17 protein-coding genes and 1 pseudogene are annotated in these 21627 nt (G+C 78.5%); 12 read left to right on the top strand and 6 right to left on the bottom strand.

The genetic code is table 11. The features are described 5' to 3' along the window. Window positions 1–52: 52 nt before the first annotated feature. Complete coding sequence (gene ctaE / locus WDV85_RS10190; protein ID WP_339570502.1) at window positions 53–691, bottom strand: aa3-type cytochrome oxidase subunit III; 639 nt, start codon at window positions 689–691, stop codon at window positions 53–55. A 168-nt stretch (window positions 692–859) separates the two neighbouring features. On the opposite strand from ctaE, the gene trpD reads away from it, so the two are divergent. Further along, window positions 860–1927, top strand: coding sequence for an anthranilate phosphoribosyltransferase (trpD, locus tag WDV85_RS10185; protein WP_339570501.1), 1068 nt, complete (start codon window positions 860–862; stop codon window positions 1925–1927). A 15-nt stretch (window positions 1928–1942) separates the two neighbouring features. On the opposite strand, the gene WDV85_RS10180 is transcribed toward trpD, so the two are convergent. Next, complete coding sequence (locus WDV85_RS10180; protein WP_171202780.1) at window positions 1943–2224, bottom strand: Lrp/AsnC family transcriptional regulator; 282 nt, start codon at window positions 2222–2224, stop codon at window positions 1943–1945. 250 nt (window positions 2225–2474) lie between these two features. Then, window positions 2475–4292: pseudogene (locus WDV85_RS10175) on the bottom strand (DEDD exonuclease domain-containing protein); the annotation flags it as partial. A gap of 236 nt (window positions 4293–4528) precedes the next feature. Between WDV85_RS10175 and WDV85_RS10170 the strand changes: the two are divergent. Genes WDV85_RS10170 through WDV85_RS10160 form a run of 3 tightly spaced genes read left to right on the top strand, consistent with a single transcriptional unit; the run spans window position 4529 to window position 7560 of the window. Next, window positions 4529–4807, top strand: coding sequence for a hypothetical protein (locus WDV85_RS10170; protein WP_339570500.1), 279 nt, complete (start codon window positions 4529–4531; stop codon window positions 4805–4807). Then, complete coding sequence (locus tag WDV85_RS10165) at window positions 4782–6317, top strand: hypothetical protein (protein ID WP_339570499.1); 1536 nt, start codon at window positions 4782–4784, stop codon at window positions 6315–6317. The genes WDV85_RS10170 and WDV85_RS10165 overlap by 26 nt, the downstream gene beginning before the upstream one ends. Before the next feature lies 1 nt (window position 6318). Continuing rightward, window positions 6319–7560 (top strand): glycosyltransferase family 4 protein, encoded by a 1242-nt coding sequence (locus WDV85_RS10160; RefSeq protein WP_339570498.1) that lies wholly within the window; start codon window positions 6319–6321, stop codon window positions 7558–7560. Here the strand turns inward: WDV85_RS10160 and WDV85_RS10155 are convergent. Then, entirely contained in the window at window positions 7548–9341 is a 1794-nt protein-coding gene (locus WDV85_RS10155) for an AMP-dependent synthetase/ligase (RefSeq protein ID WP_339570497.1), read from the bottom strand. The two genes, WDV85_RS10160 and WDV85_RS10155, sit on opposite strands and share 13 nt — an antisense overlap. 388 nt (window positions 9342–9729) lie before the next feature. On the opposite strand from WDV85_RS10155, the gene WDV85_RS10150 reads away from it, so the two are divergent. The 3 genes from WDV85_RS10150 (at window position 9730) to WDV85_RS10140 (ending at window position 12550) form a co-directional block, all read left to right on the top strand. Continuing rightward, a complete protein-coding gene (locus WDV85_RS10150) occupies window positions 9730–10671 on the top strand; it encodes an ROK family glucokinase (RefSeq protein WP_339570496.1) in 942 nt (313 codons plus the stop codon). Between the two features lie 182 nt (window positions 10672–10853). Next, complete coding sequence (locus WDV85_RS10145) at window positions 10854–11834, top strand: ROK family glucokinase (RefSeq protein ID WP_171203388.1); 981 nt, start codon at window positions 10854–10856, stop codon at window positions 11832–11834. Beyond that, a complete protein-coding gene (locus WDV85_RS10140; protein WP_339570494.1) occupies window positions 11831–12550 on the top strand; it encodes an endonuclease/exonuclease/phosphatase family protein in 720 nt (239 codons plus the stop codon). Before WDV85_RS10145 ends, WDV85_RS10140 begins: the two co-directional genes overlap by 4 nt. A 67-nt stretch (window positions 12551–12617) precedes the next feature. Here WDV85_RS10140 and WDV85_RS10135 read toward each other — a convergent pair whose 3' ends face one another. Together WDV85_RS10135 and WDV85_RS10130 are read right to left on the bottom strand one after the other, a co-directional pair. Beyond that, window positions 12618–13286, bottom strand: a complete 669-nt coding sequence (locus tag WDV85_RS10135) for a hypothetical protein (protein ID WP_339570493.1) — start codon at window positions 13284–13286, stop codon at window positions 12618–12620. Continuing rightward, window positions 13283–14131, bottom strand: coding sequence for an alpha/beta hydrolase (locus WDV85_RS10130; RefSeq protein ID WP_339570492.1), 849 nt, complete (start codon window positions 14129–14131; stop codon window positions 13283–13285). The genes WDV85_RS10135 and WDV85_RS10130 overlap by 4 nt, the downstream gene beginning before the upstream one ends. A 261-nt stretch (window positions 14132–14392) precedes the next feature. Here WDV85_RS10130 and WDV85_RS10125 point away from each other — a divergent pair, with 261 nt between their 5' ends. The 5 genes from WDV85_RS10125 (at window position 14393) to WDV85_RS10105 (ending at window position 21602) form a co-directional block, all read left to right on the top strand. Beyond that, a complete protein-coding gene (locus WDV85_RS10125) occupies window positions 14393–15295 on the top strand; it encodes a lysophospholipid acyltransferase family protein (protein WP_339570491.1) in 903 nt (300 codons plus the stop codon). 15 nt (window positions 15296–15310) lie between these two features. Next, the gene (gene dapA, locus WDV85_RS10120; RefSeq protein ID WP_339570621.1) at window positions 15311–16225 is read left to right on the top strand and encodes a 4-hydroxy-tetrahydrodipicolinate synthase; all 915 of its coding nucleotides are present in this window, start codon (window positions 15311–15313) and stop codon (window positions 16223–16225) included. Then, a complete protein-coding gene (locus tag WDV85_RS10115; RefSeq protein ID WP_339570490.1) occupies window positions 16222–17907 on the top strand; it encodes a ribonuclease J in 1686 nt (561 codons plus the stop codon). The genes dapA and WDV85_RS10115 overlap by 4 nt, the downstream gene beginning before the upstream one ends. 85 nt (window positions 17908–17992) lie before the next feature. Next, complete coding sequence (locus tag WDV85_RS10110; protein ID WP_339570489.1) at window positions 17993–20947, top strand: DNA translocase FtsK; 2955 nt, start codon at window positions 17993–17995, stop codon at window positions 20945–20947. Between the two features lie 7 nt (window positions 20948–20954). Continuing rightward, window positions 20955–21602 carry an NYN domain-containing protein gene (locus WDV85_RS10105; RefSeq protein ID WP_339570488.1) on the top strand — a complete coding sequence of 216 codons (648 nt, stop codon included), beginning with the start codon at window positions 20955–20957 and terminating at the stop codon, window positions 21600–21602. Window positions 21603–21627 lie beyond the last annotated feature (25 nt).

The raw sequence follows: 21627 nt of genomic DNA, 5'->3' as shown, positions 1-21627 counted from the left end.
GTCGTCGACCTGGCCTGCGTCGACCTCTGCTGCGTCTTCGGTGCCACGGCGCTCACCGGATGATGTAGATGACGAAGAAGAGGCCGACCCAGACGACGTCGACGAAGTGCCAGTAGTACGACGTCACGATGGCGGCGGTGGCCTCGTGGTGGCCGAAGCGACGGGCGGCGAAGGCCCGGGCGATGATCACGCAGAAGGCGATGAGCCCGCCCGTCACGTGGAGCCCGTGGAAGCCGGTCGCCAGGTAGAAGACCGAGCCGTACGCCGAGCTCGAGATCGTGATGCCCTCGCTGACGAGGGTCGCGTACTCCCACACCTGGCCGGCGATGAACATCGACCCCATGACGAAGGTCACGACGTACCACTCGACCATGCCCCAGCGGGCGACGTTGAGGTGCCCGCCGAGGCGGTGCGGCTGGAAGCGCTCGGCGGCGAAGACGCCCAGCTGGCAGGTGACCGAGCTCGACACGAGGATCCCCGTGTTGATGGCGGCGAACTGCCCGTCCAGCAGGGGGGCGTCCTCCGCCCACAGGCCCGGGGCCGCGGCCCGGATCGTGAAGTACATGGCGAAGAGCCCGGCGAAGAACATCAGCTCGCTGGACAGCCACACGATCGTGCCGACCGAGGTCATGTTCGGCCGGTTGACGGTCGCGTGGCCCACGGCCGTGGGGACTGCGGTCTCGCTGCTCACGGGAGTGAGTATGGACGACGCCGGTGCGCGGCACGCGGGGGGTGCGCGCGTGTCGGCGCGCCGGTGCTCCGCGGCTAGGCTCGGACCGCGGTGCGGCCCCTCCTGAGGGCGCGCCCCGGCCTCGCTGCAGGAGGCCGGACCACCTGCCCGGACGGCGGCGAGGACGACGTGGACCCCGACACCGGTACGCCCGCGTGGCGCGACCTGACCGCCCGCCTGCTCGGCGGCGAGGACCTGTCCGCCCGGGACACCGCCTGGGCCATGGGCGAGGTCATGGCCGGCTCCGCGCCCGGCGTCCCGCTGGCGGGCTTCCTCGTGGCCCTGCGCGCCAAGGGGGAGTCGGTCGCGGAGCTCACGGGCCTGGCCGACGCGATGCTGGCGGCCGCGGTGCCCCTGAGCGTGCCGGGGCGCTGCCTCGACGTCGTGGGCACCGGCGGCGACCTCGCGAGCACGGTCAACCTCTCCACGATGGCGGCGCTCGTCGCCGCGGGCGCCGGTGAGCGCGTCGTCAAGCACGGCAACCGCGCCGCGTCGTCGGCCTGCGGGACGGCGGACGTCCTGGAGGAGCTCGGCGTCGCCCTCGACGTGCCGCCGGCGCGCGTCGGCGAGCTCGCCGTCGAGGTCGGCATCACCTTCTGCTTCGCCCCCGTCTTCCACCCCTCCATGCGCCACGCGGCCCCGGTCCGGCGCGAGCTGGGCGTCCCGACGGCCTTCAACCTCCTCGGGCCGCTCACCAACCCCGCGCGCCCGGCCGCCGGCGCCGTCGGCGTCGCCGACGCGCGGATGGCGCCGCTCGTGGCCGGCGTCCTCGCGGGCCGGGGCTGCGACGCCCTCGTCGTGCGCGGCGGCGACGGGCTGGACGAGCTGACGACGACGGCGCCCTCCTCGGTGTGGTGGGCCCGTCGGGGCGCCGACGACGCGGCGGGCGCCCACGAGGTCGCCCACGAGCAGGTGGACGCCGTCGACCTCGGGCTGGACCGGGCCCGGCCGGAGGACCTCCGCGGGGGCGGGCCCGCCGAGAACGCCGCCGTCGTGCGCGACCTCCTGGCCGGCCGGCGCGGTCCCGTGCGCGACGCCGTCCTGCTCAACGCGGCGGCGGCCCTCGTGGCCGCCGAGGGCGGGGGCGGCGACCTGCGGGCCCGGCTCGCCACGGGGCTCGAGCGCGCGGCGGCGGCCGTGGACTCCGGCGCGGCGGCCGACCTCCTCGAGCGCTGGGTGCTCGCGTCCCGCTCCTGACGGCGGCGCGCGGCGCTACCCGTCGAGGCCGAGGTCGAAGGCCTGCTCGAGGTCGTGGCGGGAGTAGGTGCGGAAGGCGATGTTCGTCCGCGTCCGCACGACGCCGGGCACCTTGCTGATGCGGTCGGCGATGGCGTCCGCGAGGTCCTCGTGACGGCGCGCGCGCACGACGACGACGAGGTCGACGTCGCCCGTGACGGAGTAGACCTCCGTGACGTCGGGGAGCTCGGCGATCTCGGCCGCCGCCTCGGGGATGCGGTCGGCGGCGGTGTCGACGAGGACGATGGCGGTGATCACGGGCTCTCCAGGTGGTGGTCGGGGCTGGGGCGGTCGGGCCGCCCCGGGTGGTCGAGGTGGCGCCCGGCGGCACCTCGGCGGGCGGTGCGGCGGGGCGTCGTCCTCCAGCCTGCCCCTCCTCGGGGGAGCGGCGCGCCGCGACGGCGCCGCCAGCAGGCCACGAGGTCGGTCGCGAGGCTCGACAGGTCTCGACCTCGACCTCGACCTGAGGTCGAGGGTCGTCGAGCGCGCGGGCGTCGACCGCCCCCCACGTGGTGGGGGCGGGGGCGTCGTCGAGGAGGTGGTCGAGCTCGTCCGTCGACGCGGGCAGCCGCAGCCGGCGCACGAGCCCGGCCGCCCCGTGCAGCGGGCTGGCCCAGGTGCCCTCGAGCTCCACGAGGCGCACGCCGTCCTGCTCGAGCCACCGGGCCACGAGCTCGGTCTCGGCGACGAGGGCGGCGGGCGCGGGGAGGGCCGGCGGCTCGACCACCTCGCCGGCCGACCGCAGGGACGCCACGACCGGCATCGGGTCGGTGCCCGCGGGGGCGACGGCCGTGCCGGCGAGCCGCCCGTGCCGGACGAGCACGACCTCCCAGCCGCCGCCCGCGTCGGCGGGGCGGCGACGGGCGGCCACGAGCTCGGGCGCCGCGGCGAGGGGCTCGATCCTCGCCCGGGCGCCGGACGCCGCGAGGTAGGCGAGCAGGCGGTCGCGGTGGGTCGTGGCCTCCTCGAAGCGCTCGTCGGCCGCGGCCTCCGCGGCGCGGCGCAGGCCCGCGCCGGCGACCGCGCGGGCGTCGCCGTCCATCGCGGCGCGGACCCGTGCGACGACGCGCGCGTAGTCCTCCCGCCCCTGCGCCCCCGTGCAGGGGGCGCCGCAGCGGCCCAGGTCCGCGAGCGCGCAGGCGCTGGCCCCGGGCGCCGGGCGTGCGGGCAGGCGGGCGGTGCAGCGACGCAGCGGGTGCGCCTCGTGCAGCGCCTCGACGGCGAGCTCGGCGGTGCGGGCGCTGCGCACGGGGCCGAGGTAGGCGGCGCCGTCGTCGGCGACCCGGCGCACCACCGACAGCCGGGGGAAGGCCTCGTCGGTGAGCTTGAGCCACCGGCCGCGCTCGGGCCGCGTCGACCGCCGGTTGTAGGCCGGTCGGTGCTCGGCGATGAGCCGCAGCTCGCGGACCGCCGCCTCGAGCGGCGTGGGGCAGACGACGGGGACGACGCGGGCGGCGCGGGCCACCATCTGGTCCATGCGGGCGCGCGTCTCGCCGGCGGTGAAGTAGGAGCGCACGCGGCGCCGGATGTCGCGCGAGGTGCCGACGTAGAGGACCTCGCCGAGGCCGTCGAGGAACAGGTACACCCCGGGCGCCGAGGGCAGCCCCTCCGCGAGGTGGCGCCGCGAGCGGCGGGCCGGCTGCAGGCGGGCGCCCGCGCGCAGCTGGTCGCGCAGGTCCTCCAGGGTGCGCACGCCCACGCCGCCGAGCCGTCCGAGGAGGGCGTGGAGGACGTCGACCGTGGCGCGGGCGTCGTCCAGCGCCCGGTGGGTGGGCGTGGTGGCCGACCCGAGGTGCGCCGCGAGCGTGCCGAGCTTGTGGTCGCGCACCTCGTCCCGCCCCAGGACGGCCCTCGAGAGGTTCACCGTGCAGACGACCTCGTTGCCGGGCCACGGCCGGCCCGAGCGCGCCCCGGCCGCGCGGAGGAAGCCCGTGTCGAAGGGCGCGTTGTGGGCGACGAGGACGGCGTCGCCCACGAACTCCCAGAAGGCGGCGAGCACCTGGTCCACGGGCGGGGCCGCGGCGACCATGGCGTCGGTGATGCCCGTGAGGACGGTGATGAGCGGCGGCACGGGACCGCCCGGGTCGACGAGCGTGGACAGCTCGCCGAGGACCTCGCCGCCGCGGACCTTGACCGCGCCGATCTCCGTGATGGCGCACGTGCGCGCCGAGCCCCCGGTCGTCTCGAGGTCGACGACGACGAAGGTGACGTCGTGCAGCGGGGTGCCGAGGTCGTCCAGCGACGTCTGCACAGGGGAGCGCAGGGGGCGCGGCGCCGAGGGCCCCGGGGGTGCGGCGGCCGGTGCGACGGGTGGTGCGGCGGGCATGCGGCGGACGGTAGGGGCGCCCCCCGACAGCGCCCCCGGCAGCACGCCCCCCGCCCCCCGCGGCGCAGCCCTGCGAGCGCCCGGGGGCGTGGTGCGGGGCGGTCGAGGGGGCCGTCGCCCGGGTGGTGCCAGGGCGTCGTCGAGAGCGTCGTCGGAGGCGTTGTCGGGGGGCGCCCCTAACGTCCGGCGCGCCGGTCGGGGAGCTCCTCGGCCGCTGCCTGAGGGAGGGGTCACCGATGATCGTCGACTGCGACGGCTGCGCCGCCCGCGGCCCGGCCTGCTCGGACTGCGTGGTGGGCGTGCTGCTCGGCGTGCCGCGGGTCCGCGACGGGGTCGCGCCCGCCGGGCGCGGCCCCGGCGCGCCGGGCCCGGTGGGCGAGCTCGACGACGCCGAGCGCGCCGCGCTGGGCGTCCTCGCCTCGTCCGGGCTCGTCCCGCCGCTGCGCCTGGTGCCCGTGGGGCCCCCGGGGCGCGCCTACGATGCCCGCCGTGGCGGAGCGACCCGGGCCGGCTGAGGCCCTCGCCCCGCGGGCGGTGCTCCCCGGCCGGCGCGTCCCGACGGGGCGCGACCGGGACGGCCGGCGCCGTCCGGGGCCGGAGAGGTCGCGGGCGGGGAGGTCGCGGGCGGGGAGGTCGCTGGCGGGGAAGGCCGGTGCCGCCGCGGCCGCCGCCGCCCTGCTCCTCGCCGGCTGCCACGGCCCGGCGGCCGAGCGGCCCGTCGCCGGTGCGGGGTCGTCCGCGGCGTCGTCCGTGGGGGCGCCCGCGGGGGCGGCGCGGGCGGACGAGCGCAGCACCGCGCTGCAGCGCCTGCTCGACGCCCGCGCGGCCGCGGTCCTCGACCACGACGTCGACGGGGTCCTGGCCCTCGTGGACCCGGGTGCCGCGGCCTTCCGCGAGCGGCAGGAGCGCACCGTCGTCGGTCTGGCCCGGGTGCCGCTGGCGGCCTGGTCCTACGAGGTCGTCGGGGAGGGACCACGGCTGGCGGAGGACCGCCGGGCCGAGCTCGGCGGGTCCGCCTGGGTGGCCGACGTCCGCCTGCGCTACCGCGTGGAGGGGGTCGACGTCGTCGACCAGCAGCGGCAGCGCTCCTTCACCGTCGTCGAGAGGGGAGGCGCCTGGCTCCTCGCCGACGACGCCGACGGGCCGTCACGGCCCGACGTGTGGGACCTCGGCGCCGTCGACGTCGTGCGGGGGAGCCGCACCCTCGTGGTCGGCACGGCCCCGCGGCCGGTCCTCGAGCAGCAGGCCGCCCTCGGGGACGCCGCCGCGGAGCGCGTCGACGCCGTCTGGGGCACCGCGTGGCCCCGCACGACCGTCGTCGTCGTGCCGGACGACGCCGACCAGCTCGTGCGCCTGCTCGGGCGCGAGGACGCCGCCGGGCTCGACCAGGTGGCGGCGCTCACGACGGGCGCCGACCGCTCCTCCGGGGCGCCGGGGGCGGCCGGCGCCGCGGACCGGGTGCTCGTCAACCCCGCGGCGCTCGACGTCCTGGGCGAGCTCGGCCGCGAGGTGGTGCTGACGCACGAGACCACCCACGTCGCCGTCCGCGCCGGCGCCGCGGCCGACCCGCCGCCGTGGCTCTCCGAGGGCTTCGCCGAGCTCGTGGCCTACGAGGGCGCGGGCCTGGGGCCCGACGTGGCGGCCGCCGACCTGCTCGCCGAGGTGCGGGCCGGTCGTGGACCGGTGGCGCTGCCGTCCGCCGCGGACTTCGACCCGGCGGTCGGTGCGGTGGCGCCGGCCTACTCCGCCGCCTGGCTGGCCGTCCGCACCGTCGACCTCCGCCACGGGCGAGAGGCCCTGCTCGAGCTCGTGCGCGCCGCGAGCGGTCGCGCCGCGGGCGCGGAGGACCCGGGCGCGGAGGAGGGCGACGGGCTGCGGGTCGCCCCTCTGCCCCTCGCCGACGCCGTCCCCCGGGTCCTCGGCGTCGACCTCGACGTCCTCACGGCCCAGTGGCGCGAGGACGTGGCCGCCCTCGCCGGCGCCGGCGCGCCCGACGCTGCGGCGGCGCCCGGGGACGGTGGCTGAGGTGGCGGGCCGGACCCTCGTCGTGACGAACGACTTCCCGCCCCGCACGGGCGGCATCGAGTCCTTCGTCCTCGCGGTGGCCTCGCGGCTGCCCCCGGGCGAGGTGGTCGTCCACACCGCGCGCCAGCCCGGTGACCGCGAGCACGACGCGGGCCTCGCCTTCCCCGTCGTCCGCGACCCCGCGCGGCTGCTCGTGCCGACGCCGGCGGTGGTGGCCCGGGTGGCCCTGACGGCGCGGGAGCACGGCTGCGACCGCGTGTGGTTCGGGGCGGCGGCGCCGCTGGCGCTCATGGCCCCGGCGCTGCGCCGCGCGGGGGTGCGCCGCGTCGTGGCGACGACGCACGGCCACGAGACCTGGTGGGCCAGCCTGCCGGTGGCCCGGACCGCGCTGCGGGCCGTCGGGGACCGGGTCGACGTGCTCACGGCCCTGGGCCCGTGGTGCGCGGCCCGGGTGGCGCGGCCCCTGTCCGCCCGGGGGCGGTCGCGCCTGCAGCGGCTGGTGCCGGGCGTCGACGCCGAGGTCTTCCACCCCGGGGCCGGGGGCGGTCGGGTGCGCCGCGAGCTCGGGCTCGAGGGGCGGCCCGTCGTCGTCTGCGTGTCGCGCATGGTGGCGCGCAAGGGGCAGGACGTGCTCGTCCGGGCCCTGCCCGCCGTGCTCGCCCGGGAGCCGGACGCCGTCCTCCTGCTCGTCGGCGACGGGCCGGGACGACGCCGCGTCGAGCGCCTCGTGCGCCGGCTGGGCGTGGGCTCCTCCGTCGTCCTCGCCGGCCGCGTGCCGTGGACGCGGACCGCCGACCACTACGCCGCGGGCGACGTCTTCGCCGTCCCCACCCGCACGCGCCTGCTCGGCCTCGAGCCGGAGGCCCTCGGCATCTGCTACCTCGAGGCGGCGGCCAGCGGGCTGCCGGTGGTGGTGGGGGACTCCGGCGGCGCACCCGACGCCGTCCTGCCCGGACGCACGGGCGTCGTCGTGGACGGGCGCGACGGCGCGGCCGTGGCGGAGGCCCTCGTCGGGCTCCTGCGCGACCCGGCGCGCGCCCGCACCTGGGGGGCCGAGGGGCGGCGGTGGGTGTCCGCCGCCTGGTCCTGGGAGGGCCAGGTGGAGCGGCTGCGCGCGCTGCTCGACCCGTCGGCCCCCGTCCCGGACGGGCCCGACCCGGCGCTGCGCCTGCCCCCGGCCGGGCGGGGACGGCGGACCGGGTCGCGCCGGTGGGCCCGGCGGGCGCGGGGTCAGGACGCGTAGATCTCCTCCACGCGGTCGGCGTGGTCGCGCAGCACGGCCGCGCGCTTGAGCTTGAGCGAGGGCGTGAGGTGGCCGCTCTCCTCCGTGAGGTCGGCCGGCAGCACCGCGAAGCGGCGGATGGACTCCGCGCGGGAGACGGCCTCGTTCGCGCTGTCGACGGCGCGCTGCAGCTCGGCCCGCACCTCCGGCATCGCGGCCGCCTCGGCCGGCGTCGTCCCCTCCGGCAGGCCGTGGTTGCGCAGCCACAGCGGCAGCATGTCCGGGTCCAGGGTGAGCAGGGCCCCGACGAAGGGGCGCCCGTCGCCGACGACCATGCACTGACCCACGAGGGGCGCGGCGCGCAGCCGGTCCTCGAGCACGGCCGGCGCGACGTTCTTGCCCGCGGCGGTGACGATGATCTCCTTCGACCGGCCGGTGATGCGCAGGTAGCCGTCGTCGTCGAGGTGGCCCAGGTCCCCGGTGCGGAACCAGCCGTCGACGAAGGCCGCCCGCGTGGCCTCCTCGTCGCGCCAGTACCCCCTCGTGATGTGGGGGCCCTTGAGCTGGACCTCGCCGTCGTCCCCGACCCGCACGGACGTCCCGGGCAGCGGGCGCCCGACCGTGCCGATGCGGAGCTCGTCGGGCACGCCGACCGCGGTGGGGGCGGTGGACTCCGTGAGGCCGTAGCCCTCGAGCACCGTGACGCCGACGCCGCGGAAGAAGTGGCCGAGCCGCTCGCCGAGCGGCGCGCCCCCCGACACGGCGAAGTCGAGCCGGCCGCCCATGGCCGCCCGGACGCGCCCGTAGACGAGGCGGTCGAAGAGGGCGTGCTGCAGGCGCAGGCGCAGGCCCGGGCCGCCCGCGTCCTGGGCGCGGCTCCAGCGCTCGGCGACGCCGGCGGCCCGGCGGAAGAGGTCGCCGCGCCCGGCGGCGTCGGCCTTGGCCTCCGCCCCGTTGTAGATCTTCTCGAACACGCGCGGCACCGAGAGCACGAAGGTCGGCCGGAAGGACGCCAGGTCGTCGGCCAGGTGCTTGGGGTCGGACGTGTGCCCGAGCGGCGTGCGCGACACGACGGCGAGGACCTGGATGTAGCGGGCCAGGACGTGCGCGAGGGGGAGGAAGAGCAGGGTCGAGGCGTCCTCGCGCCGCACGAGGTCGCGCAGCAGGGCGGCGCCGTTCTCGGCGAGCACGAGGAAGTTGCCGTGGCTCAGGACGCAGCCGCGCGGGCGCCCGGTCGTCCCCGACGTGTAGATGAGGGTGGCGGGGGAGTCGCACGTGAGGGCGGCGCGGCGGCGGTCGAGCTCCGCGGCGTCGACGTCGCGCCCCAGCCGCCGCAGATCGTCGAGACCGCCGTCCTCGACGGCCCAGGTCGGCCCGTCGTCACCCTCCGGCCGGGCGCGCTGGACGAGGCCGGCGTGCACCGCCGTCTCCACGACGACGCACCGCGCGCCGGAGTCCTCGAGGACCCAGGCCACCTGGTCGCGCGAGGAGGTCTCGTAGACGGGCACGGTGACGGCGCCCGCGGTCCAGATCGCGAAGTCGACGAGGGTCCACTCGTAGCGGGTGCGCGACAGCAGGCCGACGCGGTCGCCGGGCTCGACGCCGGCGGCGACGAGGCCGCGGGCCACCCCCTCCACGTCGGCGCGGAAGGCGGCCGCGGTGACGTCGGTCCAGCCGCCCGACCCGTCGGGCCGGCGGAAGGACACGGCGTCGGGGGCCTCGCGCGCGGCGTCCACGACGAGCTGCGCCAGGCTCCGGTCGTGGTCCACCTCGACGAGCGGGGGTCGGCTGGACTCGCGCACGGACGGCTCCTCGACGATCGGGGCCCGGGCCTCGGGCCCGGGGGGGGGGGGGGGGGGGAGTAGGGGGGGGCGTAGAGGACGAGCTGCGCCGGGCTCCGGTCGTGGTCCACATCGACGAGCGGGGGTCGGCTGGACTCGCGCACGGACGGCTCCTCGACGATCGGGGCCCGGGCCTCGGGCCCGGCGGCGCCGGTCCCGGCGCCGCCGCGGGCCGGTGGCTCCCAGCGTAGGGCCCTGCGAGGGTGGCGGCCTCGCCCGACCGGGTGCTCCGCCGCCGGCCGGGCCGCCGCCCGCGGGCCGCTAGCCTCCCCGGGCGGCACCGACCCCGTCCGGGCACCGGTGCGCCCCGCAGCCGGGGCCGGCCGCTCACCTGCCAGACGGGAGACCCATGAGCACGATCGGCGTGGACATCGGCGGCACGAAGATCGCCGCGGGCGTCGTGGACGAGAGCGGCGCCGTCCTCGCGAGGACGCGCAGGACGACGCCGGCCACGGACCCGGAGGCCATCGAGGACGCCGTCGCGGACGCCGTCGCGGAGCTGCGCGCCGAGCACGACGTCACCGGCGTCGGCGTCGCGGCCGCCGGCTACATCGACGCGTCGCGCTCGACCGTGGTCTTCGCGCCCAACCTGGCGTGGCGGCACGAGCCGCTGCGCGAGGAGGTCGAGAAGCGCGTCGACCTGCCCGTGGTGGTGGAGAACGACGCCAACGCCGCCGCGTGGGGCGAGTTCGTCCACGGCGGGGGCCGCAGCGCCCGCGACATGGTGCTGCTGACCGTGGGCACGGGCCTCGGCGGCGGCATCGTCCTGGACGGCGAGCTCGTGCGCGGCACCGGCGGCATGGCCGCCGAGGTCGGGCACCTGCGCGTCGTCCCCGACGGCCAGCAGTGCGGGTGCGGGCGGACGGGCTGCTGGGAGCAGTACGGCTCCGGGCAGGCGCTCGTGCGGTGGGCCCGCTCGCTGGCCGCCACCGACCCGGCCCGCGCGGGCCGGCTGCTGGAGCTCGCGGGCGGCGACCCGGCCGAGGTCACCGGGCCGCACGTCACCGCGGCGGCCGAGGAGGGCGACGAGGCCTCCGTCGAGCTCGTGGCCACCCTGGGCCGCTGGCTCGGCGAGGGCGCCGCCAGCCTCGCGGCCGTGCTGGACCCGGGGACCATCCTCGTCGGCGGCGGCGTCAGCTCGGCCGGCGCGCTGCTGCTGGACCCCATGCGCCGCGCCTTCGCGGGCGCCCTCACGGCCTCCCAGCACCGCGACCTGCCCCGCATCGACCGGGCCGAGCTCGGCAACGACGCGGGGATGGTCGGCGTCGCGCACCTCGCCGACCGCGCGTGAGCACCGGCGCCGGGGACGGCCCGCGCCCGCGCCGGGGCGAGGCCGTCCCGACGCCGGCGGAGCGCCGGCGCGCGGCGCGGGCCCGCCAGCCGCTCTTCGGCGGGCGCGCCGAGGTCGACGAGGTCCGCCGCCTGCGCCGGCTCCAGGCGGGCGAGCGCCTGCGGCGCCAGGCGCGGCGCGCCATGATCGGCGACGGCCTGGCGATCGGCATCGACATCGGCGGGACGAAGGTCGCGGCGGGCGTCGTGGACGCCCAGGGCCGCGTCGTCGCGCGGGCGCGCCGGGACACCCCGACGCGCAGCCCGCAGGCGGTCGAGGACCTCATCGCCGAGCTCGTGGCCGAGCTGTCGGCCCACCACGACGTCGTGTCGGTCGGCATCGGCGCCGCGGGCTTCGTGGACGCCACCCGGTCGACCGTCGTGTTCTCCCCCCACCTCGCGTGGCGGGACGAGCCCCTGCGCGAGGCCGTCGAGATGCGCGTCCGCGCCCGGCTCGGGCGCCGCGTGGGACGCCGGACGCTCGTCGAGAACGACGCCAACGCCGCGGCGTGGGCCGAGTACCGCTTCGGCGCGGGGCGCGGCGAGCCGCGGCTCGTCGTCATCACGCTGGGGACGGGCATCGGCGGCGCCGTCGTCAACGACGGGCGCCTCCAGCGCGGTCGCCACGGCATCGCCGGCGAGTTCGGGCACATGGTGCTGGTGCCGGGCGGGCGGCGCTGCGAGTGCGGGGGCCGGGGGTGCTGGGAGCAGTACGCGTCCGGCAACTCCATCGGTCGCGACGGCCGCGAGCTCGCGCGCGGCGGCTCCCCCTTCGCCCACGCCCTCCTCGCCGGGGCGGGCGGCGACCCGGAGGCCGTCCGGGGGCCCGTCGTCACCGCCGCGGCGCTGGCGGGCGACCCGGCCGCGGTCGAGGTCGTCGAGGACACGGGGCGCTGGCTCGGCACGGGCATCGCCAACCTCGCCGCCGCGCTGGACCCGGGCACCTTCGTCATCGGCGGGGGCGTGAGCGACGCCGGCGAGCTGCTGCTCGGGCCGGCGCGCGAGGAGTTCCGGCGCACGCTCACCGGCCGCGGCCACCGCCCGGAGGCCCGCATCGTGCGCGCCCGTCTCGGCCCCGACGCGGGGCTGGTCGGCGCCGCCGACCTCTCGCGGGGCTGGGGATGACGGCGGGGCCGGGGACGACGAGGACGGGCGCCCCGGGCGTGCTGCGCGTCCTGACGTGGAACGTCCACGGGCTGCGCGCGGGGACCGACGCCGTCGCCGAGGTGCTACGGGCCGCCGCCTGCGACGCCGTCCTCCTGCAGGAGGGGCCCCGCGGCCCGCGCGCGGTGCCGCGGTCGGCCGCCCTGGCGCGCCGCAGCGGCCTGCTCGTGGCGGCGGCCGGCCGGCCCGCCGCCGGGAGCCTCGTCCTCGTCGCCGCCCGCCTGCACGTCCACGCCGCCGCGGTCCTCGCCCTCCCGGTCCGCGGGCTGACGACCCCCGTGCGCGGCAGCGCCTCCGCCCTGGTCAGCGCCGCCGGGGGCCCGCGCCTGCTGCTCCGGGCGGCCCACCTCGGCCTCGACGAGGGCGAGCGCGCCGACCACGCGGCCCGGCTGGCCGCCGAGGGCGGCGCCGGCCCCGCGGTGGTGGGGGCCGACCTCAACGAGCACCCCGGCGGGCCGTCCTGGTCGGCGCTGCTGCCCGGCGGCCGGGACGCCTTCGCCGCCGCGGGCACCGGGCCGGGCGGCACCTTCCCCGCCGCCCGCCGGGCGGGCTCCCGGGCCCGCATCGACGCCCTCCTCGTGCGCGGCGCGCGCGTGCGCTCGGCGCAGGTGCTCGACGCGGCGGGGGCGAGCGACCACGCGCCGCTCCTCGCCGACCTGGAGGTGCCCGTCGCCTGACGGGCCCGGCACCTGACGCGGTGCGGACCCCGGCGCCCGGCGGGTGAGGGGGCGCCCGGGGGAGGGGTCAGACCACCGCGCCGTCGTCGTCGTCGTGGGAGCGCGGCAGGCGCGCCACGAGGACGCCGAAGCCGCCCACGAAGGCGACCACGGCGGCCGCGACGACGAGGGCCGGGGCGTCCCGCCACACCAGGGCGCACAGCAGGAGCACCGCGGGCCCGGCCACCGCGCCCGCCCACGCGAGGCGCGTGACGAGCGGGGTCGGCGGCCCCGGCACCGGCTCCGGCGGGGTGAAGTGCTCCTCGCCGTCCCCGTCGCCCGAGCCCGCCGGGGCCGACCGCCACGGGTCGTCCTCGCCCGGCCCGCGCAGGGGCACGTCGTCCCACCCGCGCGCCGCCGGGCCCGGGGACGCCCGGGGCCCCGCGGGCGCCGGACCGGGACCGGCGTCGGCCGCGTCCCCGGTCTCGGGCCGGGGCCCGGCCGGGCCGGGCCGGTCGGGGCCGGGCCGGTCAGGGCGGGGCCGGTCGGGGCGGGGCTCGCCGCGCGGCGGGTCGAGCCGGGCGGCACCGGCCCCGTCGTCGACCCCGCCGTCGCCGTCGACCTCCGGCCCTCCGCGCGGGTCCGCGGGCTCGGCCGCCGGCTCGCCCCAGCGGGCGACGATGTCGGCCCAGGCGGCGTCGACGTCGACCGGGTCCTCGCCGCGCCCGCCCGCGTCGTCCCCGGGGCGCCCGGTCACGCCACCGCCCCGGTGGAGGCGGCCCCGGTGGACCCGGCGACGTCGCGGGCCAGCCGCAGGGTCTCGGCGACGACCAGGGGCGCGTCGTGGTCGAGCGTCGCCACGTGGCCGCTGCGCGGGAGGCGGACGTCGCGGACGTCGCGCGAGGAGGTGGCGGTGCGCACGAGGGCGGCGCTGCGCGGGGGCACGACGCGGTCGTGCGCCGAGGACGCGACGAGCAGGGGCTGCTCGACGCGGGGCAGCTCCTCGCGCACGCCGGCCATGAGGCCGACGAAGGAGGACAGCGCGCGCAGGGGGACGCGGTCGTAGCCCACCTCGGTGCGGCCCTCGAGGACGATGTCGTCGGCGACCCCCGGCACGTCGCGGCGCAGCAGGCGCAGCAGCGGCAGCGCGGCGAGGCGCGGGTCCCCGAGCAGGACGGCGGGGTTGACGAGCGCCAGCGCGTCGACGGAGGCGGCCTCGTGGACGGCGAGGCGCAGGGCGAGGGCGCCGCCCATGGACAGGCCGCCCACGACGACGACGTCGCACCGCTCGCGCAGGCCCAGCAGGTCGGCGCGGGCGAGGGCGTACCAGTCGCGCCACGTCGTCCGGTCGAGCTCCGCGACGCTCGTGCCGTGCCCCGGCAGGCGGGGCACGGCCACGTGCAGCCCGGCGGCGGCGAGGGCCTCGCCCCAGGGCCGCACGGAGGCCGGGCTCCCGGTGAAGCCGTGCAGGAGCAGCGCCCCGACCCGGGGGCGGTGCGCCGCGGGCGGGCCCTCCCACGGCTGCGCACCCGCGACGACGAGCGGGGAGGGGGCGGGCAGGCGGCCGCGGCGTCGTCCGGTCCGGGGGTCGCGCAGGGGCACGCCGTGATGGTCGCACGCGGCCCGGGTCCTGGCAGCGCCCTGCGTCGGTCCGGCGGGGTGCGCTGCCGGGGACCGGCCGGGGGACGGCGGACCCGGTCGCGCGCGCCGCGGCGGCCGGCGGAGCGCCTAGAGTCCTGCGGGCCCTCGGGTGCCGGCAGGCGCCGACAGGGAGGGGTGCCGGCAGGCGCCAGCAGGGGAGGGTGCCGGCAGGCGCCAGTCAGGGAGGGCGCCGACCGGCGCCGTCGGGCGAGGGAGGCCGCGGTGCTCTACTGGCTGCTCAAGCGGATGGTGCTCGGGCCCCTGCTGCTCACGCTGTACCGGCCGTGGGTCGAGGGGCGCCACCACGTGCCCGACCACGGTGGGGCGCTGCTCGTCAGCAACCACCTGTCCTTCAGCGACTCCATCTTCCTGCCGCTCGTGCTCGACCGGCGCGTCACCTTCCTCGCGAAGGACGACTACTTCACCGGCCGGGGCGTGCGGGGCCGGCTCACCGCCGGCTTCTTCCGGGGCGTCGGCCAGCTGCCGGTCGACCGCTCGGGCGGCGCCGCCGGGCTCGCGTCGCTGCGGACCGGCCTCGCCGTCCTGCGGCGCGGCGAGCTCCTCGGCATCTACCCCGAGGGGACCCGCAGCCCCGACGGACGGCTGCACCGCGGCCGCACCGGCGCCGCGCGCCTGGCCCTCGAGAGCGGCGTCCCGGTCGTGCCCGTGGCGATGATCGGCACCGACGTCGTCCAGCCCGTCGGGCGCCTCGTGCCGTCGGTCCGGCGCGTCGGGCTGCGCTTCGGCCCCCCGGTCGACCTCTCCCGCTACGCCGGCGGGGCGGACGACCGCTTCGTCCTGCGCGCGGCGACCGACGACGTGATGCGGGCGATCATGGCGCTGTCCGGCCAGGAGTACGTCGACGTCTACGCCCAGGTGACCAAGGACGCCATGGCGCGCCGCCGCGAGGCCGCCGAGCACGGCCGCGACGTCGACCTGCCGGCCGGCGCCGGGGCCCCGGGGGGCCTGGCACCCGACGCCCCGGCCCCGCAGGCCCCGTCGGCTGACGCCTCGTCCGCCCACGGCCCGGCCGCGCCGGCGTCGGAGCCCTCGCCGACCCAGAGCCCGGCGGCGCCCGACCGGCGCGCCGGGAGGGTGCGGCGCCGGGACCCCCGCGGTCGGTAGCGTGCCCCCGTGCCGATGACGACCCCGCCCGACGCCCCGAGGACGCCCCCGCGACCCTTCGGCGCCGTGCTGACCGCCATGGCCACGCCCCTCGACGCCGACGGGGCCCTCGACCTCGACGGCGCCGCCCGCCTCGCCACCTCGCTGGTCGACGCCGGCTGCGACGGCCTCGTCCTCAACGGGACGACGGGGGAGTCGCCCACGACGTCCCCGGAGGAGAAGGCGCGCGTGGTGCGCGCCGTCCTCGAGGCGGTCGGCGACCGCGCCCACGTCCTCACGGGCGCCGGGTCCAACGACACGGCGGGCAGCGTCGAGGCGGCCCGGGCCGCCGAGGCCGCCGGTGCCCACGGCCTCCTCGTCGTCACGCCGTACTACTCCAAGCCGCCGCAGGAGGGCCTGCTGGCCCACTTCCGCGCCGTCGCGGACGCGACCGCCCTGCCGGTGATGGTCTACGACATCCCCGGCCGCACGGCGACGCCGGTCGAGGTGACGACGCTGCGGGCGCTCGCCGAGCACCCCCGCGTCGTCGCCGTGAAGGACTCCAAGAACGACCTGCTCGCCGCCTCCCAGGTCATGGCGAGCACCGACCTCGCCTGGTACTCCGGCGAGGACGCCCTCAACCTCGCGCACCTCGCGCAGGGCGCCGCGGGCGTCGTCAGCGTGGTCGCCCACGCGGCGGCGGGCGCCTACCGGCAGATGGTCGACGCCGTCGACGCCGGGGACCTCCCGACCGCTCGAGCGCTGCACGTCCGGCTGCTGCCGGTCGTCGACGCCATGATGACGCGCACCCAGGGCGCCGCCTCGGCCTCGGCCGTCGCGCAGCTGCTCGGTGCCACCCCCCACCGCACCGTGCGGCTGCCCCTGGTCGCCCTCACCGGCGAGCAGCTGGAGCACCTGCGCGGGGCCCTGACGGAAGCAGGACTCCTGTGAGCCACCCCCACCCCGAGCTCGCCCCGCCGCCCCCGCTCGCCGACGGCGCGCTCCGCCTGACCGCGCTCGGCGGCCTCGGCGAGGTCGGGCGCAACATGACCGTCCTCGAGATCGACGGCAAGCTGCTCGTCGTCGACTGCGGCGTCCTCTTCCCCGAGGACCACCAGCCGGGCGTCGACCTCATCCTCCCGGACTTCTCCTCCATCGCCGACCGCCTCGACGACGTCGTGGCGGTCGTCCTCACGCACGGCCACGAGGACCACATCGGCGCGGTGCCCTACCTGCTGCGCCTGCGGCCCGACATCCCCCTCGTGGGCTCGACGCTGACGCTGGCCCTCATCGAGGCCAAGCTGCGCGAGCACCGGATCCGCCCGTACACGCTCACGGTGCGCGAGGGGCAGACCGAGCAGCTCGGCCCCTTCGCCACCGAGTACGTCGCCGTCAACCACTCGATCCCCGACGCCCTGGCGGTCATGGTCCGCACGGCCGCGGGCTCGGTGCTCATGACGGGCGACTTCAAGATGGACCAGCTGCCGCTGGACCGGCGCATCACCGACCTGCGCGCCTTCGCCCGGCTCGGGGAGGAGGGCGTGGACCTCTTCTGCGTCGACTCCACCAACGCCGAGGTGCCGGGCTTCACGATGTCCGAGCGCGAGATCGAGCCCTCGCTCGACCGCGTCTTCCGCACCGCCGAGCGCCGCATCATCGTGGCGTCCTTCGCCTCGCACGTGCACCGCGTGCAGATGGTGCTCGACGCCGCCGCCCGCTCCGGCCGCCGCGTCGCCCTCGTCGGCCGCTCGATGGTCCGTAACATGGGGATCGCGGCGGAGCTCGGCTACCTCACGGTGCCGGACGGCGTGCTCGTCGACGTCAAGGAGGTCGACTCCCTCCCCGACGCGCGCACCGTCCTCATGTGCACCGGCAGCCAGGGCGAGCCGATGGCGGCGCTGTCGCGGATGGCCAACAACGACCACTCCGTGCGGGTCGGGCGCGGCGACACGGTGGTCCTCGCCTCCTCGCTCATCCCCGGCAACGAGAACGCGGTGTTCCGCGTCATCAACGGCCTCACGCGCCTCGGCGCGAAGGTCGTCCACTCGGGCAACGCGCGGGTGCACGTCTCCGGCCACGCCAGCGCCGGCGAGCTCCTGTACTGCTACAACATCGTGCGGCCGAAGAACGTCATGCCGATCCACGGCGAGCACCGGCACCTGCACGCCAACGCCGACCTCGCCGTCGCCACCGGCGTGCCGCGCGAGCGCGTGGTCATCGCCGAGGACGGCGTGGTCGTCGACCTCCTGGACGGCGTGGCCCGCGTCGCCGGCGCCGTGCCGTGCGGCTACGTCTACGTCGACGGCTCGTCGGTGGGCGCCATCACAGACGCGGACCTCAAGGACCGCCGCATCCTCGGCGACGAGGGCTTCATCTCCGTCTTCGTCGCCGTCGACTCCTCCTCCGGGGCCGTCGTCGCCGGGCCGGAGATCCACGCGCGCGGCGTGGCCGAGGAGTCGGTCGTCTTCGACCAGGTGCGCGAGCAGGTGGTGCAGGCGCTCGAGCAGGCCGTCGCCAACGGCACCACGGACACCCACCAGCTGCAGCAGGTCGTGCGGCGCGTCGTCGGGCGCTTCGCCTCGGGGCGGCTGCGCCGCCGCCCGATGATCGTGCCGGTGGTCGTCAGCGCCTGAGGCGCGGGCCCCGCGCCCCGGCGACGGAGGCGCCGCGCCGCCCGGGCTCGGTCGCCCGGGCGGCCCGCCGGGCTACGGTGCGCCCATGGCGACGCGCGGCACCACCACGGCGCGCCGCTCGGGCTCCACGCGCAGCAGCGGCAGCGGCACCCGAGGCGGCTCCCCCCGGTCCTCGGGACCCGACCGCCGCGGCGGTCGCGGGGGCTCCTCGCCCGCGCCGCGGACCGGGGCGTCCCTCGCCGGCCGCGCCGCCCACGGCGCCTGGACGGGGACCGCGCACGTCGTCGGGGGCGCCGTCCGGCGCGTCGGCGACGGCGCCCGCGACCTCGACCCGGCGCACCGCCGCGACGGCCTGGCGTTCGCCCTCCTCGGGCTCGGCATCCTCGTCGCCGCCCGGGAGTGGTGGGGCATCACCGGCACCCTCGGCACGGGGGTGCACGTCGTCGTCGCCGGGCTCTTCGGCCTGGTCGGCCTCCTCGTGCCCGTGCTCCTGCTCGCCTCCGCCGTGCGCCTCATGCGCCACCCCGACAGCCCCGCCGCCCGCGGCCGGTCGTGGATCGGCGCCCTCGCGCTGCTCCTCGCCGCCTGCGGCCTCGTGCACCTCGCCGCCGTCGGGGCGCAGGCCCCCGCCACGGCGGAGTCGCTGCAGGCCGGGGGAGGGGCGCTCGGCTACGCGGCCGCGGTGCCGCTCGCGGCGGGCGCGTCGCCCGTCGTCGCCGTCCCCCTGCTGGTCCTGCTCGGCGTCTTCGGCGTCCTCGTGCTCACCGCGACCCCGGTGCACGCGGTCCCCGACCGCCTCCGCGACCTCCTCGACCGCCTGCCCGGGCGCCGCCGGGGGGCGGCGGAGGACGAGGAGCCGGCCGACCGCGCGCGCGACGACGAGGACGTGCCCGCCGCCGGACGGCGCCGCGGGCGCCGCCCCGCCGCCGACGACGGCTCCGGCGAGGTCGCCGGCGAGGGCGCGGACCGAGCCGCCGGGGAGGACGACGAGGCGGCGGGCGCCAGCCGCGCCCGGCGCGCGGCCGAGCGCCTGCGCGCCCGCAGCCGCGGCGCCGCTCCCGACGGCGAGGCGGGCGCGGAGGCCGAGCCCCCGGGCTGGTCGCGCGGCTCCGCGGCCGGCGCCGAGCCCGGTGCGGACGGCGACCCGGCGGGTGGCGGTCCCCGGCGCCGGCGCCCCGCCCCGGCGCCCGACGACGATGCGCCGGCAGCGACCCCGCCGGCCGCCCGTCCCGCGGCCCGTTCGGGCGGGCGCACCGCCCCGGCGCCCGCGCCCGCGGCTCCGGAGGAGCTGGAGGCGCCGCCCGTCGGCCAGCTGCCGCAGCGCGTCGAGCAGCTGCTCCTCGGCGGGGACGTCACCTACAGCCTCCCGGCGTCGGACCTGCTGACCCCGGGCACGCCGCACAAGGCGCGCAGCGCGGCCAACGACCGTGTCGTCGAGGCCCTGACGACCGTCTTCGACAGCTTCGACATCGACGCCGCCGTCACCGGCTTCAGCCGCGGGCCGACGGTCACGCGCTACGAGGTCGAGCTCGGCACCGGCGTCAAGGTCGAGCGCGTCACGGCGCTGAGCAAGAACATCGCCTACGCGGTCGCCAGCGCGGACGTGCGGATCCTCTCGCCGATCCCCGGCAAGTCGGCGATCGGCATCGAGATCCCCAACGCCGACCGCGAGACCGTCTCCCTCGGCGACGTCCTGCGCAGCCAGGCCGCCCGCGCCCAGGCGCACCCGCTCGTCATGGGCGTCGGCAAGGACGTCGAGGGCGGGTACGTCGTCGCCAACCTCGCGAAGACGCCGCACCTGCTCGTCGCGGGCGCCACCGGCGCGGGCAAGTCGGGCTTCGTCAACGCGATGATCACCTCGATCCTCATGCGGGCGACGCCCGACGAGGTCCGGCTCGTGCTCGTGGACCCCAAGCGGGTCGAGCTGACGATCTACGAGGGCATCCCGCACCTCATCACCCCGATCATCACCAACCCGAAGAAGGCCGCCGAGGCCCTCGAGTGGGTGGTGCGGGAGATGGACGCCCGCTACGACGACCTCGCGACGTACGGCTTCAAGCACGTCGACGACTTCAACGCGGCGGTGCGCGCGGGCCGGGTGCAGCCGGTGCCGGGCAGCGAGCGGGAGCTGCAGCCCTACCCGTACCTGCTCGTCGTCGTCGACGAGCTCGCCGACCTCATGATGGTGGCGCCGCGCGACGTCGAGGCGTCCATCCAGCGCATCACGCAGCTGGCCCGGGCGGCGGGCATCCACCTCGTGCTGGCGACGCAGCGCCCGAGCGTGGACGTCGTCACCGGCATCATCAAGGCCAACGTGCCCTCGCGGCTCGCGTTCGCGACGAGCTCGCTGGCGGACTCGCGCGTCGTCCTCGACCAGCCGGGTGCGGAGAAGCTCATCGGCCAGGGCGACGCGCTCTTCCTGCCGATGGGCAGCTCCAAGACGATGCGCGTCCAGGGCGCCTGGGTCACGGAGTCCGAGATCGGGGCCGTCGTCGCCCACGTCAAGGAGCAGCTGGCCCCCACCTACCGCGAGGACGTCGTCGTCGCGGCGCCCGCGGCGCAGGTGGACGAGGAGATCGGCGACGACCTCGAGCTGCTGCTGCAGGCGACCGAGCTCGTCGTCACGACGCAGTTCGGCTCGACGTCGATGCTCCAGCGCAAGCTGCGCGTCGGCTTCGCCAAGGCCGGCCGGCTCATGGACCTGCTCGAGTCGCGCGGCGTCGTGGGGCCGAGCGAGGGCTCGAAGGCCCGCGACGTGCTCGTGCGCCCCGACGACCTGCCCGCGACCCTCGCCGGGCTCCGCGGCGAGCCGGCGCCCGCGGGCGACGAGGCCTACGACCAGGCGGTCGCCGTCGAGCCGGCGGCGCCGCAGCAGACCGGCGACGGCGGCGCGCGCGGCGGGTACGGGGGCGGTTACGGGGCGCCGGCGGAGGACGACTGGGACGCCGGCCTGCCGCCCCCGCCCCAGCGGTACGACGACGACGCGGACGGCGACGACGACGAGGACGGCCACGACGCGTGGTCGCTGACGGGACGGTGAGCGGGGCATGACCGCGGTGGTGGACGAGGTCGGGCAGGACACCGGTCCGGCGGCGGGGGAGGGCCTGGACCTCCTCGTCTGGGACGCCCCGAACATCGACATGACGCTCGCCAACGTCATCGGCGAGCGGCCCTCGCCGTCCTCGCGGCCGCGCTTCGACGCCATCGCCCGGTGGCTCGTGGGCTCCGCGGAGGACCGCGACGTCGAGGGCTGCGTCTTCACGAACATCGCCCCCTCGGCCGCGCCCAACATGCGCGGGTGGGTCGAGGCCGTGCGGTCCTTCGGCTTCGCGGTGTTCGCCCGGCCGAAGACGCACCCCGAGGACGACGTCGACGAGGCGATGCTCGACCACATCGCGCGGCGCGCCGACGAGGGCGGCCTCGCCCGCGTCGTCGTCGCCAGCGCGGACGGGCGCAACTTCCGCGAGCCGCTGGAGGAGCTGGCGCGCTCGGGCGTCGAGTGCGTCGTCATCGCCTTCTCGGAGGTGGCGGGCTACGCCCAGGAGTCCGACCTCATCACCTTCATCGACCTCGAGGACGTGCCCGGCGCCTTCACGACGCCGCTGCCGCGCATCCGCCTCGACAACCTGCCGCCCGAGGGCGCGTGGCTGCGGCCGACCCGCTCGATGCGCGCGCTGGTGGAGGCGTCCGCCTGAGGGGGCGGGCGCCGGGGGGCGCCTA

This window comes from Pseudokineococcus sp. 5B2Z-1, from assembly GCF_037482305.1.
Lineage (GTDB): Bacteria > Actinomycetota > Actinomycetes > Actinomycetales > Quadrisphaeraceae > Pseudokineococcus.
Note: the sequence above shows the minus strand (reverse complement) of the source record. Positions and strands in the feature narration are given on the sequence as shown.

Bases quoted from the DNA above. Each gene is read 5' to 3' on its own strand.
- WDV85_RS10110 (WP_339570489.1), top strand. From the start codon at position 17,993: ATGGCGACGCGCGGCACCACCACGGCGCGCCGCTCGGGCTCCACGCGC.
- WDV85_RS10140 (WP_339570494.1), top strand. From the start codon at position 11,831: ATGACGGCGGGGCCGGGGACGACGAGGACGGGCGCCCCGGGCGTGCTG.
- WDV85_RS10170 (WP_339570500.1), top strand. From the start codon at position 4,529: ATGATCGTCGACTGCGACGGCTGCGCCGCCCGCGGCCCGGCCTGCTCG.
- WDV85_RS10145 (WP_171203388.1), top strand. From the start codon at position 10,854: ATGATCGGCGACGGCCTGGCGATCGGCATCGACATCGGCGGGACGAAG.
- WDV85_RS10105 (WP_339570488.1), top strand. From the start codon at position 20,955: ATGACCGCGGTGGTGGACGAGGTCGGGCAGGACACCGGTCCGGCGGCG.
- WDV85_RS10150 (WP_339570496.1), top strand. From the start codon at position 9,730: ATGAGCACGATCGGCGTGGACATCGGCGGCACGAAGATCGCCGCGGGC.
- dapA (WP_339570621.1), top strand. From the start codon at position 15,311: ATGACGACCCCGCCCGACGCCCCGAGGACGCCCCCGCGACCCTTCGGC.